This window comes from Niastella sp. OAS944, from assembly GCA_024809215.1.
GTDB lineage: Bacteria > Bacteroidota > Bacteroidia > Chitinophagales > Chitinophagaceae > Niastella.
The window spans coordinates 430509-445831 of record JANUBW010000008.1; the positions used below are offsets into that span (position 1 = coordinate 430509).

12 protein-coding genes are annotated in these 15323 nt (G+C 43.1%); 7 read left to right on the top strand and 5 right to left on the bottom strand.

Annotated elements, in window-relative coordinates; genetic code table 11:
- The gene (locus tag GGD38_RS28225; RefSeq protein ID WP_375303746.1) at window positions 1–1095 is read right to left on the bottom strand and encodes a S1C family serine protease; all 1095 of its coding nucleotides are present in this window, start codon (window positions 1093–1095) and stop codon (window positions 1–3) included.
- A complete protein-coding gene (locus GGD38_RS28230) occupies window positions 1095–1679 on the bottom strand; it encodes an RNA polymerase sigma factor (protein WP_375303913.1) in 585 nt (194 codons plus the stop codon). Before GGD38_RS28230 ends, GGD38_RS28225 begins: the two co-directional genes overlap by 1 nt.
- 210 nt (window positions 1680–1889) lie before the next feature.
- Between GGD38_RS28230 and GGD38_RS28235 the strand changes: the two genes are divergently transcribed.
- From GGD38_RS28235 to GGD38_RS28265, 7 genes are all read left to right on the top strand, one after another.
- Entirely contained in the window at window positions 1890–2099 is a 210-nt protein-coding gene (locus GGD38_RS28235; RefSeq protein ID WP_375302909.1) for a hypothetical protein, read from the top strand.
- 1264 nt (window positions 2100–3363) lie between these two features.
- Complete coding sequence (gene murC / locus GGD38_RS28240) at window positions 3364–4725, top strand: UDP-N-acetylmuramate--L-alanine ligase (protein ID WP_375302908.1); 1362 nt, start codon at window positions 3364–3366, stop codon at window positions 4723–4725.
- 122 nt (window positions 4726–4847) lie between these two features.
- Window positions 4848–5618 (top strand): exonuclease domain-containing protein, encoded by a 771-nt coding sequence (locus GGD38_RS28245; protein ID WP_375302907.1) that lies wholly within the window; start codon window positions 4848–4850, stop codon window positions 5616–5618.
- 94 nt (window positions 5619–5712) lie between these two features.
- Window positions 5713–6516, top strand: coding sequence for a polyprenol monophosphomannose synthase (locus GGD38_RS28250; RefSeq protein WP_375302906.1), 804 nt, complete (start codon window positions 5713–5715; stop codon window positions 6514–6516).
- A 73-nt stretch (window positions 6517–6589) separates the two neighbouring features.
- Window positions 6590–7495, top strand: coding sequence for a DMT family transporter (locus GGD38_RS28255; RefSeq protein ID WP_375302905.1), 906 nt, complete (start codon window positions 6590–6592; stop codon window positions 7493–7495).
- A 28-nt stretch (window positions 7496–7523) separates the two neighbouring features.
- Complete coding sequence (locus GGD38_RS28260) at window positions 7524–7991, top strand: hypothetical protein (RefSeq protein WP_375302904.1); 468 nt, start codon at window positions 7524–7526, stop codon at window positions 7989–7991.
- Between the two features lie 140 nt (window positions 7992–8131).
- Entirely contained in the window at window positions 8132–11083 is a 2952-nt protein-coding gene (locus GGD38_RS28265; RefSeq protein ID WP_375302903.1) for an alpha/beta hydrolase family protein, read from the top strand.
- A 372-nt stretch (window positions 11084–11455) separates the two neighbouring features.
- On the opposite strand, the gene GGD38_RS28270 is transcribed toward GGD38_RS28265, so the two are convergent.
- From GGD38_RS28270 to GGD38_RS28280, 3 genes are all read right to left on the bottom strand, one after another.
- On the bottom strand, window positions 11456–12172 hold the full coding sequence (locus GGD38_RS28270) for a hypothetical protein (protein ID WP_375302902.1): 717 nt from the start codon (window positions 12170–12172) through the stop codon (window positions 11456–11458).
- Between the two features lie 197 nt (window positions 12173–12369).
- On the bottom strand, window positions 12370–13749 hold the full coding sequence (locus GGD38_RS28275) for a dihydrolipoamide acetyltransferase family protein (RefSeq protein WP_375302901.1): 1380 nt from the start codon (window positions 13747–13749) through the stop codon (window positions 12370–12372).
- Between the two features lie 167 nt (window positions 13750–13916).
- On the bottom strand, window positions 13917–15173 hold the full coding sequence (locus GGD38_RS28280) for a CinA family nicotinamide mononucleotide deamidase-related protein (RefSeq protein WP_375302900.1): 1257 nt from the start codon (window positions 15171–15173) through the stop codon (window positions 13917–13919).
- Window positions 15174–15323: the final 150 nt, after the last annotated feature.

Consider the following 15323-nt stretch of genomic DNA (forward strand, 5'->3'; position numbering starts at 1 on the left):
TTAGTAAGCCTTTACCATAAACACTGCTTCTTCAATTTTCTTGATCTGCGCAACTCTGTCCATGTTTCTGATAGAAGAGTTAAGCGTTAAGCGAATGTTTTGATAGGCTGTGTCTTTTCTGATCTCTTCAAGACTGCGGAAGATGTTTTTAGCGGTGATGGCAAATACAACACCTTCGGCTGCTTTTTGACGGGCAGTAATAATACCAATCACTTCGCCATTTTTATTAAATACCGGGCCGCCTGAGTTACCGGGGTTTGCCGATACGCCTATTTGAACCGACAGGGTATCGCCATTGTATCCGGTTTTGGCGCTCATGTAACCTTCGTTGTAAACAATTTCTTCGCGGGGGAAACCAAGGATGAACAGTTGTTCACCTAATTCAGATCCACCTTTGCGAATGCCATAGGGCAGTGGTCCCTGGCTTCTGAAATCAGCATCTTCTATTTTTAAGATCGCCAGGTCGGTTTTGTCGTTTGAGTATATAACCTTTGACCTGAACTCCTGTCCTTTGCTATTTTGTACTACCACGCTTGAAGCATTGAGTACTACGTGAGCGTCTGTAGCAATATATCCTTTACCATCAATAAGGAAACCGGTTCCGCCAAATTTAACTGGGGTGTTTTCGGGACCTTTGCTAAAACGGGCCTCTACTTTATTATCAAGTGCATTTACTTTATTATCTACTTCACGCTTAATGACCTTGCTAAGTCGTTCAAAATCCTGACCGGTTTTCTTTTGTGCGTAGTAGGTGGCCATGCTGGCAATAAGAAGGGTAGTGATACCAGCGATGGAGGCGGCAACTGCCATAACCCTTTTGTATTTTCTCCAGATCTGGATAACGGTGGCCTTGGGAGCTTCTTCTTTTATATCGCCCGATTCGAGCAGTTGAATATGTACGTCGTGAAGTGTTGATTTGAAGTTCTTCCAGTCGGCAAACTGGTCCATCTGTTGCAAAAACATGGTATGCTCCACAACTTTTTGGTCTACTTCGGGATTGCTTTTTCTCAGTTGCTCAAAAGAAGCTATTTCTTCGGTCGACATTTCGCCACGGAGAAATCGTTCAATAGCATCTAATAATTGTACATCTTGCATCACACGTCGTTGTTTTTAAATTCGGCAAAGAATAATTTGCGAAGCCTCATCAGACATTTGTATTTCTGATTTTTGGCGTTATCAGCATTTGTATATCCAAAATGGCCGGCAATGTCTGTCATGCTTTTTTTCTGCAGATAAAAGGCCTCAATCAAACTTCTGCAGGGTTCACCCAAATGCAACATGGCTTTTTCCATCATCTGAAACTCCGAATTAAGCTGGTTGTGGCTTTCCACTTCTTCCTCAACAGGTACGGTTTCGTCTAAACCGGCAATATTGGGAACGTATTTCTGCTGTTGTTGCAGTTTTTTTAGCCATAACCGGCGGCTTACTGAATAAACATAGGTTTTAAGCTGACAGTTTAATTCAAATGAGCCGCTTTTTGCTTTTTCGTACAGCACAATTACAGTTTCCTGGAATATATCCCGTGCGTCGTCCGCAGACCCGTTATTATTGAGGATCAACGATTGAACCATATTATAAAAGAGTTTATATATAGTTTCAACCGATTTGCGGTCGTTTACAGCCAGTCCTTTTAACAATGCTTTTTCGTCGGTAGAATCAGTTTTCACGCTTTGAACCATTAATTAATACTCAATTTAAACAGAAGTAACCCAACCGGGATAATAAAATCAGACCAAAAACAGGCAAAAAGGGTTAAAAATGCCTCCGGGCCCGTAAGGTTGGATTTTTTTTAAAAAAAATAAAAAATTTTAAGGTGACCGGGGTTACCTTTTCTTCTTTACTGTATTAACCTACAATAAATCATTTGTAAACAAACAAAAAACGGTACAATGAAAAAACTGTTGTTAGTATTAGCTATCGGTTCTTTATTCGCAGTAGCATGTAATGATGGCGGAAGCGCTGAGGCAGAAAAAACTGCTGCTGATTCAGCTGCAACTCAACCTACTGTTGATACTGCTGCTCAGCAACCTACAGTTGATACTACTGCTCATGCAGCTGATACAACTGCAAAAAAAGCTGATTCTACTATCAAGAAATAAGTTTTTTTTCATATGGCAAGCAATCGTTAGAGACCGTCCCGTTCCCGGGATGGTCCTTTTGACAAGCCATAAGAAGCTTAAACCCTTTCACCAACTGGCGAAAGGGTTTTCTTTTTGTGCCCCACTTAGTTCTCTGTTCATAGTTCATAGTCTCCGGTTCATTTCCCAACAGGCATAGGCTAATTGCCCGCTGGCAAAGGTTCATTGCCAAAAGGCAAAAGTTCATTGTCCCCAGGTAAAGATTCATTTCCTCCAGGCAAAGGTTCATTGTCAATTGCCAAGGATTCATTGTCCAAAGGCAGAGGTCTGTTGCCCGCGGACAAAGCATTTTTGCCCGAGGCAAATAGAAAATTGTCCGCGGACAAAGGTTCTCTGCCCCTGGGCAAAAACATAATTGCCCGGACAAAATATAATTGCCCCTGGCAATTATCCAATGGCCCAGGGCAAAAAAACAATTGCCACGGACAAACGGCCAATTGCCCCGGACAAAAACAAAATTGCCCCTGGCAATTACCTGTTTGCCCCGGGCAAAAATATAATTGCCCGGGGCAAAACATAATTGCCCGCGGGCAAAGGATCGTTGCCCGTGGGCAATTATAACTATTTCATTGATTTTCAATAGTACTTGATGCGCGGGGGCCTCCTGCGCTAAAGCTTAGGTGGTTGAAATAAAAAAAAGGCCTTCGCCCATGGCGAAAGCCTTTCATAATATCAGGGTTGAAAATAATTAGCGGTGACCGTAACCTATATATCCTTGAGTTCCTTTGCAGCCGCCCTTGGCGCCTCTTGAGGCAGCACATGAGGTAATAGTAGCACTAGCTATAACAATCATAGCCAGGATAACGAGTGTCCGTTTCATTTTTGTGATTATTTAAAAGTTTGACAATTTCCTGATGAAAAAACGGGCTTAACGATCATCAGGTTCATTCAAAGGTAAACGGACTTAAGGGAGAGGAAAATTCGGTAGGATTGGATAGTAAGATGAAGTAAAATAACAAAGAATATCCCGTACATGCAAGCCTCCTGCCAAAAAATATCAAAAGTGTATATAAAAAGTTTTTGGTAATCGTTTCACCTTAAATACATTTAGCCGCAAAATCAATTGGCAATTGACAATTTGCAATTGACAAGGTCCGCCGACAATCGGGATTTCCGTATTATTACATCTTTGCCTATTGCCTATTGCCCATTGTCTATTGTCCATTGCCCATTGTCTATTGCCTATTGGAATGGGGTTAATAACCAAATAATTATTCAATTTCAGATGAAAGTACACTTTATAGCTATTGGCGGAAGCGTGATGCATCAGCTGGCGCTTGCTTTGTCGAAAAAAGGTTACCAGGTAACAGGCAGCGATGATGAAATATTTGAACCTGCCCAGGGGAATCTGCAAAAAGAAGGACTGCTACCGGCCGCCTTTGGCTGGTTTCCTGAAAAAATTACTGCCAACCTCGATGCGGTGATCCTTGGTATGCATGCCAAACAAGATAATCCCGAACTGCAAAAAGCCAGGGAACTGGGTTTGAAGATCTATTCTTTCCCCGAATATATATACCAGGAAAGTCGCGAAAAAACACGTGTAGTGGTAGGTGGTAGTCATGGAAAAACCACTACAACATCTATGATCATGCACGCCTTGAAAAAGGCAGGCAAAGATTTCGATTATCTGGTAGGCGCCCGGCTCGAAGGGTTCGATCAAAGCGTTCAGGTTACTCATGCCCCCATTATTGTTTGTGAGGGCGATGAATATCCGGCCAGCGTTATTGAAAAAAGACCCAAGTTCCATTTCCTGTTCCCGCATATTGCCATTCTTACCGGCATTGCCTGGGACCATATAAACGTTTTTCCAACATTTGATTTCTACCTCGAGCAGTTCACCATTTTTATACAGAAGATTGAACCGGGTGGTATATTAATATATAACGAAACTGACCCGGTACTTAAAAAGCTGGTAATGCAAAACAAGCGTTCAGATATTCGCTATCAGCCTTACCAGGTGCCATTTCATACCATTTCAAACGGTAAAACAACACTTACCATTGACGACCAAACAGGCGTGTTGCAGGTATTTGGCAATCATAACCTGTTGAATTTGCACGCGGCCTGGTATGTATGTCGTGAACTGGGTATGAATGCAGCCACTTTTGTAAAGGCAATATCTTCCTTTACAGGTGCCGCAAAACGCCTTGAGTTGTTGGCAAGTAATGATACCACTATTGTTTACCGCGATTTTGCGCATGCGCCATCGAAAGTGAAAGCCACTATTGATGCGGTAAAACAACAGTTTCCCAATCGTACGCTGGTAGGGGTGTTGGAGCTGCATACGTATAGCAGCCTCAACGAGCAATTTATGAATGAGTATAAGGGCGCTATGGACAAAGCCGATAAAGCTGCCGTATTTTATTCGCGCCATGCGCTGGAGTTAAAGCGTATGCCCGACCTGCCTGCTGAAAAAGTTTTAGCTGGTTTTGGTAAACCGGGGCTTAAAGTAGTGAACGATAAAGAAGAGCTGCTGCAGTGGCTGCAACAATTGAATTTTAAAAATGCCTGTTTGTTGTTAATGAGTTCGGGTAACTATGATGGAGCAGATATGCTTACTTTTGCACAGCAGATAACAGGGAAGTAATAAATACATTATATTGTTTGTGATTTGATTTATTTATTCCCCGAATGGGAGAAAAGCGACCTTTTTTTATCTTTTTTGCAAAACGCCTAATTTATATAACCATTATCAATTATCATTGTTGAATGTTGCAGTTAAAGAAGCCGCTGGCAGTTATTGATCTTGAAACCACCGGGGTTAACCTGGGCTCGGATCGTATCGTTGAAATAGCCATAGTTAAAATTCAAACCGATGGCACCCGACAAATAAAACGAAAGCTCCTGAATCCTGAAATGCCGATCTCGCAGGTATCGCGCGATCTGCATGGCATAACAAATGAAATGGTGAAGGATGCCCCAACTTTTAAACAGGTTGCCAATGAAATAAAGCAATTTCTCGATAATTGCGACCTGGCAGGTTATAATTCGAACCGGTTCGATATTCCGCTGTTGGCCGAAGAGTTCCTGCGGGTTGGGCTTGAGTTTGATTTCAACAACCGCCGGCTGGTAGATGTACAAAAGATCTTCCATATGATGGAACAGCGTACCCTCAGCGCGGCATATAAATTTTATTGCAATAAGAACCTGGAGGGAGCCCATGGTGCTGAGGCTGATGCCGTAGCCACGTGGGAAATACTTGAGGCTCAATTAGAAAAATACCCCCAGCTGGGAACCAGTGTGGAAACCATTATCACCTGTATAGGGGATGATAGTATAGTTGATTTTGCCCGCCGCATGATCATGGAAAACGGGGTAGAAGTGTTTAATTTCGGCAAACACAAAGGCCGTTCGGTGGTTGAAGTGTTAAAAGCTGAGCCACAATACTATGACTGGATGATGAAAGGCGACTTTCCCATGCATACCAAGGCCAAGCTCACCGAAATTTTTAACAGAACGTTGTTGAAGAAGGGATTGTGATTTGAGTTCAATTTATTTACTTGCAAATGTGTAATTTATATAATTACACAAATTGAATAATTGTAATTTTGTACTCCAATATCAATTGAATTGTTTGGAAAACATTGTTATTATACCAACTTATAATGAAAGAGAAAATATCGGTCATTTGATTGATATAATCTTTGCGCAATATGATAACTTTCACATTCTTGTAATTGACGACGGCTCTCCCGATAAAACTGCCGATCTGGTAAAAGACCGCCAGTTAAAATACTCCGGTAAGTTATTCCTCGAGGAACGTAAAGGCAAACTGGGCCTTGGCACCGCTTACATACATGGGTTTAAATGGGCATTGAAAAAAGGTTACCGTTTCATTTTTGAAATGGACGCCGATTTTTCGCATAATCCCAAAGATCTGCAAAGGTTATACGAAGCCTGTGCTAATGGCGGCGCCGATGTGGCTGTAGGTTCCCGGTACGTAAAAGGAGGGGGAACCATCAACTGGCCGCGTAACCGCATTCTGCTTTCAAAAGGCGGATCGCTTTACACCCGGTTAATTACCTGGATGCCTGTACACGATACCACTGCCGGTTTCGTATGCTATTCACGGGAAGTACTTGAAACGCTGAATCTCGATCAGATCCAATTCCTGGGTTATGCATTCCAAATTGAAATGAAGTTTGCAGCCTGGAAGCTGGGCTTTAAAATAAAAGAAGTACCTATTATTTTTGAAGACCGCAAATTCGGTGTTTCAAAAATGCATAAAGGTATTGTGAAAGAAGGCATTTGGGGCGTACTGAAATTGCGTTGGCACAGCCTGTTCAAAGATTACCATAACCGGGTGAAAAATACCGGCACCGCCTCTTACGGCGAGGTATCGCAACCGGCCGATCAGGTGCTGGCAAAAACGAAGTAATATTTTTTAAAAGATATTAGGCGTGTCATGGTTTAAAACCGTGGCACGCCTCTTTTTTATATCTCGGTTACCCATGCGAAAAGCATTTTTACAATTACATACAGCTGTATTTCTGGCCGGGTTTACAGGTATCCTTGGCCGCCTTATTACCCTGAACGAAGCGCTGCTTGTATGGTACCGGCTACTGATCACTGTATTAACATTATGGACCTTGTATTTTTTTCAACGTAAACTGCATCGCATTTCATGGGCTGGTATTGCACGCATAACAGGTGTTGGTGTTATTGTGGCGTTGCATTGGGTAGCGTTTTATGCAAGCATTAAATATGCAAATGTTTCGGTTGCGCTGGTATGTCTTTCGGCTATGGGATTTTTTACGGCTATACTTGAACCGCTTATACGGCGTAAGAAATTCAATATTACCGAGCTGCTGCTGGGCTTGCTGGTGATAGCCGGTATTTCATTGATCTTTCATTTTGACCCGCAATACAAAACGGGAATCATTATTGGTGTTATTTCAGCATTACTTGCCTGTTTGTTTCCCATCTATAATAGTTTGCTGGTACAGCAATATAAACCCGAAACGGTAAGCTTATACCAGTTAAGCGGTGGCTTTTTATTTCTTACCATCCTGTTGCCCGTTTACCTGGCCTATGTACCTGCAAGTCATCTTATACCTACGTTATCAGACGCCGGCTGGCTATTGGTGTTAGGTTTGTTTTGTACGGTTTGGGCATTTAATCTTACCATGAATGCATTGAAAAAGATCTCGGCATTTACCGTAAACCTCACTTATAACCTGGAGCCCCTGTATGGTATAGCCCTTGCTTTTATTATTTACCGTGAAGACAAGCATTTATCGGGCTCATTTTATATAGGATTGTTTTTGATCGTATTATCAGTATTTCTGCATACCTGGCTGGTGTACAGGGCAGGAAGAAAAAATAAGGCAACTGTAAGCAACGGTGCATTACAATAATATGTCAAAGAGGAAAATACATTAGCACATGAAAATGGTATACAGTATCATGCTGGTAAGTTGTTTTGCACTTACCATAGTCGCCTGCAAAAAAAATAAAGACAATAATAATAACGACGTAGTTGGCATTTGGGAATTGTCGAAGACTACAGCCGCCATGGTGCCCAACGCCACAGAATATCCTTCGGGCAACGGGAATATACTGGAGTTTACAGCAACTACTTATAAACAATACAGTAACGGACAAGTGATAAAGAGTGGTACCTATACAATTGCTGATGATAATACGGTAAGTCAAAGCGTTTGCCTTCAAATTGATAATGGAAGGTATTCACATCGTATTGTTTTTGATGGCGATAATGCTGCTGACAAAACATTTTTTGAAATAAGTAATGGCGGCCTTGGTTTTATTTCGGGTTGTTATGCAGTTGATGCCGGCCATACTTCTGAATACCGTCGTATTTATGATATCGACGGTGATGGTACAGGAAAATAAATAAAGAGGAAAATTTGAATACGATTAAACCACCCGGCACCAGTTGGGGTGGTTTTTTTATGTGCGGTTTAACAACAGGATGATAGTAGCCGGAAAAATAAGGTTTGTATTAATTTTATTTTTTGAACCGATTACAAAACATGAGAAAATTCCTCAGCATTCCCGTTTTGCTGCTCGCATGTTTGCATGCAGCTGCACAAAAAAAGCCCATAACCCATTCAGTGTACGATGGCTGGCAAAGCATCAATGAACGCAACGTAAGCCGTAATGGAAAATGGACGGTGTTTACGGTAACACCCCAGGAAGGAGATGCCACCCTGTTTATTCAATCAACCGACAACGCTTACAAAAAAGAAATACCGCGTGGGTATTCGGCTACTATTACTGAAGACAGCCGTTTTGTAATATTCAAAATAAAACCCCTGTTCAGCGCTACCCGCGAGGCAAAGATCAAAAAGAAAAAGGCCGATGACATGCCCAAAGATAGTTTGGCTATTGTTGAACTGGGTAAGGACAGTGTGTTACGTATTCCACGCGTAAGATCGTTTAAAACGCCCGATGAAGGCACCGGCCAATGGCTTGCCTACCTGCACGAAAAAGCATTGCCCGTGCCACCGTCAGTGGCCAAACCCGATTCACTATCACAATTAAATGGTTTATTGCGAATGGCCGACAGCCTAAGCAGGCTGGCCGATAGTTTACGCAATAAAGCCAATGAAGCAAAAACAAAAGGCCTCGATGCATTGAAAGCCCCGAAGAAGGAAAGCAAACCAAAAACCGGCGATCCTGTTGAAGAAGGTACCGAACTGGTGCTGCGAAATTTATATACCGGGGAAGAAAAGAAATTCACCCTGGTAAGCGATTATTACTTCAGCAAACCAGGTAATGCATTCGTTATAGAAACTACCCGCAGTAATACCGATACCTTAAAAAAAGCGACCGTATTATGGTACAACCCGGCTTCTTCTAAAACCGATATCGTATTACAAGGATTTAATGAAGCAAAGAACTTTGTGCTCGATGATGCCGGTAGGCAATTAGCATTTATTGCCGAACGCGATAGCAGCACCAAAGCTTTACAGAAGTTCTATAAATTATATTACTACCGCACGGGTATGGATAGCGCCCGCCTTCGGGTTGACAGAAATACAACTGGTGTGGCAAAAGGATTGACCCTTAGCGAAACGCAAGCGCCGGAGTTTAGTGAGAACGGTAAGAAATTATACTTTGGGTTAATGGCCATTCGTAAACCCAAGGATACCACGCTGGTTGATTTTGAAACGGCGCGCCTCGATATTTGGCATTACAACGATGACTATTTACAACCACAGCAATTGGTACAACTGAATACCGAATTACAAAGAAGCTACAAAGCTGTTTTAAATGGCGATGAGGATAAAGTAATTGCATTAGGCGGCGCCGATGCCGAACAGGTGTACCTGGCCGATAAAGGCAACAGCGAATATGTAATGGCAGCCACTACCAAAGGCAACCGCGTTGAGGCCCAATGGGTAGGATATGCGAGATATAATGTTTACCTGGTTTCTACTATCGATGGCAGCCGTAAAACGGTAAAGGAAAAAATACGCGCACCTATCAATTATTCACCCAAAGGAAAATATGTTTTATGGTACGATCCCGTGCAGAAGAATTATTTCACATATTCCGTTGCAAGCGGAGCCATTACCAATATTACCAAAAGCATAAAAGTGCCTTTGTATGAAGAGGATGATGATCATCCCGATGATCCATCCGCGCACGGTATTATGAAATGGCATCAGGATGATAAGTATGTGTACGTGTACGATAAGTATGATATCTGGAAATGCGACCCTGATGGTAAAACGGCCCCAACAATGCTTACCAATGGATATGGCCGGCAGCACAAGATCACTTATCGTTATGAGCCCGTTGTTAAGGAAGAAAAAATTATCGCCGATACGCAAACCATCTTTTTGAAGACGTTGAATACCGTGACCAAATATGGTGGCTTTACATTGCATAATATGCAGTCTGCCCATTTTTCACACATTGGTATTGATGGCCCGTTCAACATTGGCTTTAAGCCGGTGAAAGCAATGAATAGCGACACGTATGTATATACGAAAGAAAGTTTTAGTATGTCGCCGGTAGTGAACGTGGCGCGGGTGCTTAGTGATTCTGTTGTTGAAACGCCTTTATACACTACCAACCCGCAGCAAAAAGATTACAACTGGTTAACCTGCGAACTGGTAAAATGGACCATGTTCGATGGCAAACAATCGGAGGGATTGTTATACAAACCCGAAGATTTTGATCCGAAGAAGAAGTATCCCGTCATCTTTTACTTCTACGAAAAATACAGCGACGAACTGTATACGTACCGGGCGCCTGCGCCAAGCGCTTCAACGGTTAACTTCCCTTATTTTGCAAGCAATGGCTATCTCATATTTGTTCCGGATATTACTTACAAAAAAGGTGAACCTGGTGAAAGTGCTTACAATGCCATTGTATCGGCAGCGAAGTTCTTTGCAAAGAAACCCTGGGTTGATAGTACCAAAATGGCCATACAGGGGCAAAGCTGGGGCGGTTACCAGGTAGCGTATTTGGTTACCCGCACCAATATGTTTGCGGCAGCCGAAGCCGGTGCACCAGTAGCCAATATGACCAGCGCCTATGGTGGTATTCGTTGGGGAACGGGTTTGAACCGCCAGTGGCAATATGAGCGTTCACAAAGCCGTATTGGTTATACGTTGTGGCAGCGCCCCGATCTGTATATGAAGAACTCACCCCTGTTCAGGGCCGATAAAGTAAATACGCCGTTGATGATAATGCATAATGATGCCGATGGGGCCGTACCCTGGTACCAGGGTATTGAGTACTTTACGGCATTACGCCGCCTGGGAAAAAAAGTATGGATGTTACAGTATAACGGCGAAGATCATAACCTGGTGGAAAGAAGGAACCGTAAAGACCTGAGTATTCGCCTGGGCCAGTTCTTCGATCACTTTTTAAAAGGCGCACCGGCACCACGCTGGCTGGCCGAAGGATTACCGGCTACATCCAAAGGCGTTGATTGGGGAATGGAGATAGAAGAGAAGAAGGCTTTTTAAGAGATGCTCTATTGGGTTGCTACTTATATAGTAATAGTCGTGAGAAGTAGGAGGTAAGAAGTAAGAAGTTGACGAGTTGACTAGGAGTTGAAAAGGTGATAAAGATGATAGAGTTGATATAGGATTTTTAAGAAAGACGTTATTTAAATAGATCGTTTACTGATAATAGAAGCGTGAAGTAAGAGGTAAGAGGTAAGAAAATACAAAAGCCCGGAGTAGTAAGTTTAGGTCACTGTGACCAACTTTCACTCCGGGCTTTCTTTTATTAAATGTATTTCCTTTATCAACTTTATCAACCCTGTCAACTTTTCAACTTCGTATTTCCTACTTCTTACATCATATACCTATGCCCATAAAACCATCCCTTCTGAATTAAGCTGCTTTAGAAATATACCTCACCAAACTCCGCTTCGCTACCGGTAACAAGGTTTCAGAAACCGGGAAGGTGAGCTCCGTTTCAATTGAATATACGGCCGGGTTAGGCAGGTCTTTTTTGTTGCGCAACAGTTCTGCTTTAATGTTTTCGTAGCTGTTCACAATGTTACGTTCCCACTCGTTTACATACTCGGTTCTGATAGCGCGGTACTTTTCATCATGCTTCTCAAAAAAGCTTAACCGGTATTGATACACCAGTGTTTGCCGGCCCGAGCCTTCACTTAAGAAAAAGTAGCCTTCATTGGTATCGAGCGGTATTAGCCCAATTGGGAAAATGTTCAGCTTATCCTCAACAAATTCGTAGATCTCGGTACCACTGCTGATGGCTGTTTTTAATTTGTCGGCCGAAAAGGTGATAATTTCTTCCAACTCCTGCATCAGCTCATCATCTTCAATGATCTGTTCGTACAGTAATTGTAGCTTTTCTATTTGAACACCCGTAAGTTTTTTGGGGAATTGTTCCTGTAAGAATTTTTTGTTCTCTTTTAATGCCTGCAAATTATTGTAATGGAAAATTACATCACTTAATTGCGGGTACAATTTAGATTCGTTAAAGTAGCTGGTAACCTGTTGCAGATAAGCGAGAAGCGTATATTTCTTTAATTCGAAATCAATATAGCCTTCGGCAAACCAGGTTTCTGAAAGCGTTTTCATTCGATTACGTTTTAGGTTTTAGAAATTAAGCCGGTGCTGTTTTACTTATTCAGGTTTGTCGTTAATAGTAATTTACAAAAAAAAGACCAGGTTAGGAAGTGATGGTTTAACTATTTTGAGTTAAATGGTATGTAAAAAATAAACCCCGCTACAGCGCAGCTGCAGCGGGGTTTATAACCGTGCCACGGTTAAGTCGTTTATAACGTTCTATCTACCGAAAAGTTCTCCAGCTCTTTGGCTACTGCATTCAGGAAGGTTGAACCCAGTGCACCATCAATGATGCGGTGATCGTAAGAAAGCGACAGGTACATCATATGGCGGATAGCTATAGAATCGCCCTGATCGGTTTCAATAACCACGGGTCTTTTCTTAATAGCGCCTGTTGCCAGAATGGCTACCTGTGGCTGGTTGATAATAGGCGTACCCATTAAACTGCCAAAAGTACCAACGTTGGTAAGGGTAAACGTACCGCCCTGTGTATCGTCGGGACGTAAGCGATTGTTACGGGCTGCGTTCGACAAACCATTTACCTGTTTGGTTAAACCTACCAGGTTCAACTGATCGGCATTACGAATTACCGGAACAATAAGGTTGCCTGAGGGCAGGGCAGTGGCCATGCCTATATTGATATCTTTCTTTACAATTAGTTTATCACCATCAACGCTGCTGTTAAGCCAGGGATACTTTTTAATACAGCGAATAATGGCTTCAATGAACAAAGGCGTAAAGGTGAGTTTTTCGCCTTCCTGTTTTTCGAATCCTTTTTTTACCTTATCGCGCCACAGCACCATGTTGGTAACATCGCACTCGGTAAAGCTGGTTACATGCGCGCTGATGTCTTTACTACGCACCATATGGTCGCTGATGAGTTTGCGCATGCGGTCCAGTTCAATGATCTCTACATTACCGCTATAGGTTTGAATATGGCGCTCAGGTTCCTGAACCTGCTGAACAGGTTGATGTACCTGGGGCAGAATGGTAGGCGTAGTTTCAGGCACTTTGTTTACAGGGGCAGTTGTTGTTGTAACAGGGCTGCCGCCGGTTTTGCCGGCCTTTTTATTGGCTACATATTGCAGAATATCTTTTTTGGTAACGCGGCCTTCGGTTCCGGTGCCGGCAAGGCTTTCCAGTTCGCTGAGGCTTACCCCTTCGCTGGTAGCAATATTCAGTACCAGTGGTGAATAAAACCTTGATCCATTTTGAGTAGCAGCAGGCTGGTTGAATGATTCGCTGGTAACCGGTTTATGGTTCATATCAGTGCCCATGGGGCGGTTCTCTGATACTTCAACGGCCGGACTGGTAACAACCGGTGTACTGGTTGTGGCTGGTTCTGCAGCGCCAGATCTAATGCGGGCTAATACTGTTCCAACAGGAACTACATCGTTCACATTGAAAAAGGTTTCTTCAATTACGCCTTCGGCGGTAGAAGGAACTTCACTATCCACCTTATCGGTAGCTATTTCAAGGACGGCTTCGTCCATCTTTACCGTTTCTCCGGGATGTTTAAACCACTTCAAAATGGTGGCTTCTGTAATACTTTCACCCATTTTAGGCATCACCAGGTCAACTAGAGCCATATGCAATTGCAGATTTTTAATCCCGATAACCTCGGGGGTTTATAGATAACAGGGCGCGAACTTATTAATTAATAAGCAGAACGCAACACATCTTTTCTCTTCATTGGTGGTCAAATGGCAATTCAGCCACCGTCGCGAAGATAGGGATTTACTAACAATCGTTTGCTTTATGAGTTCTCCACTATAAATTTCCGTAATAAATTCAATGCCTGGGTTGCGGTCATTTCAATATTTCGCTCCCGGTCGAACCGGAACTGGAATTTTTGTGTAACCAGTTTATTCCTGTCACCCGCTGCTACCCAAACAGTTCCTACCGGTTTTTCGGGCGAGCCGCCATCGGGGCCCATAATACCTGAAACCGCCAGGGTGTAATCGGTATTCAGGCTGGCCAGTGCGCCGGCCGCCATTTCCTTAACCACTTCCTCACTCACCGCGCCTGCCTTTTGCAGGATGGCAGGCGAAACCTGTAGCGACTTGATCTTTATCTCGTTATCGTAACTTATTATACTGCCTTTATATATGTTGCTGGCGCCAGGGTAAGCGGTAATAAGGTGTGCAATATACCCACCTGTACAGCTTTCGGCCGTTGACATTGTTTTGTTCTTCGAACGCAACAAATTACTCAATGCCAGTGGCAGCGCCTGATCTTCATCAGTAACAAGCCATTCCCGTACCAGTATTTTCAGTTTATCAAATTCTGTGTTCAGTTCTTTCTCCAGTTGTTCTTTATTGGTGCTCCACCCGGTAATGCGCAACCGTACCATACCGTAGTTGGGTAAGTAGGCCAGCTTTAAATGAGCGGGCAATTTTTCTTCCCAATCTTTTATCATTTCGGCCACATACGATTCGCCAACACCGGCAGTAAGCATGGTGCGGTGACTAATGAATGGCATGGTGAAGCTTTGTTGCAGGCGGGGCAATACTTCATTAATGATAAGTCCTTTCATTTCGTGCGGCACCCCCGGTAATGAAACATACACTTTGCCATCTTTTTTAAACCACATGCCGGGCGCTGTGCCGCGGGCGTTGGGTAGAACCGTACAAACATCGGGCACTTCGGCCTGTTTCAGGTTGCGCTCAATGAGCGGCCGGCGAAACACTTCTTCAAAAAGATATACCAGGTGTTTACGTACATCCTCATTCATTACCAGTTTGCCACCAAAATATTCGGCCAGCACCGGTTTGGTAATATCGTCGGCGGTAGGTCCCAGTCCGCCGGTCATTATAATGATATTGGTATCGCGGCTTTCTTCATTCAGTGCACGAACTATTTCTTCTTTACTATCGCCAACTGCCACTCTTCTTTTTACCCATACGCCAATTTTATTCAGTTCCTGCGAAATGAAGGCGCTGTTGGTATCTATCACCTGGCCTATCAGCAATTCATCGCCAATGGTTATTATTGAAGCTATTATTTTTTCCATACCGGTGTATTGGTGACAAAAGTATGTTAAAATATAGCTTGAAGTTCATGATGTTAATCGGCAATCGGCAATCGGCAATCGGCAATCGGCAATCGGCAATCGGCAATCGGCAATCGGCAATCGGCAATCGGCAATCGGCAATCGGCAATC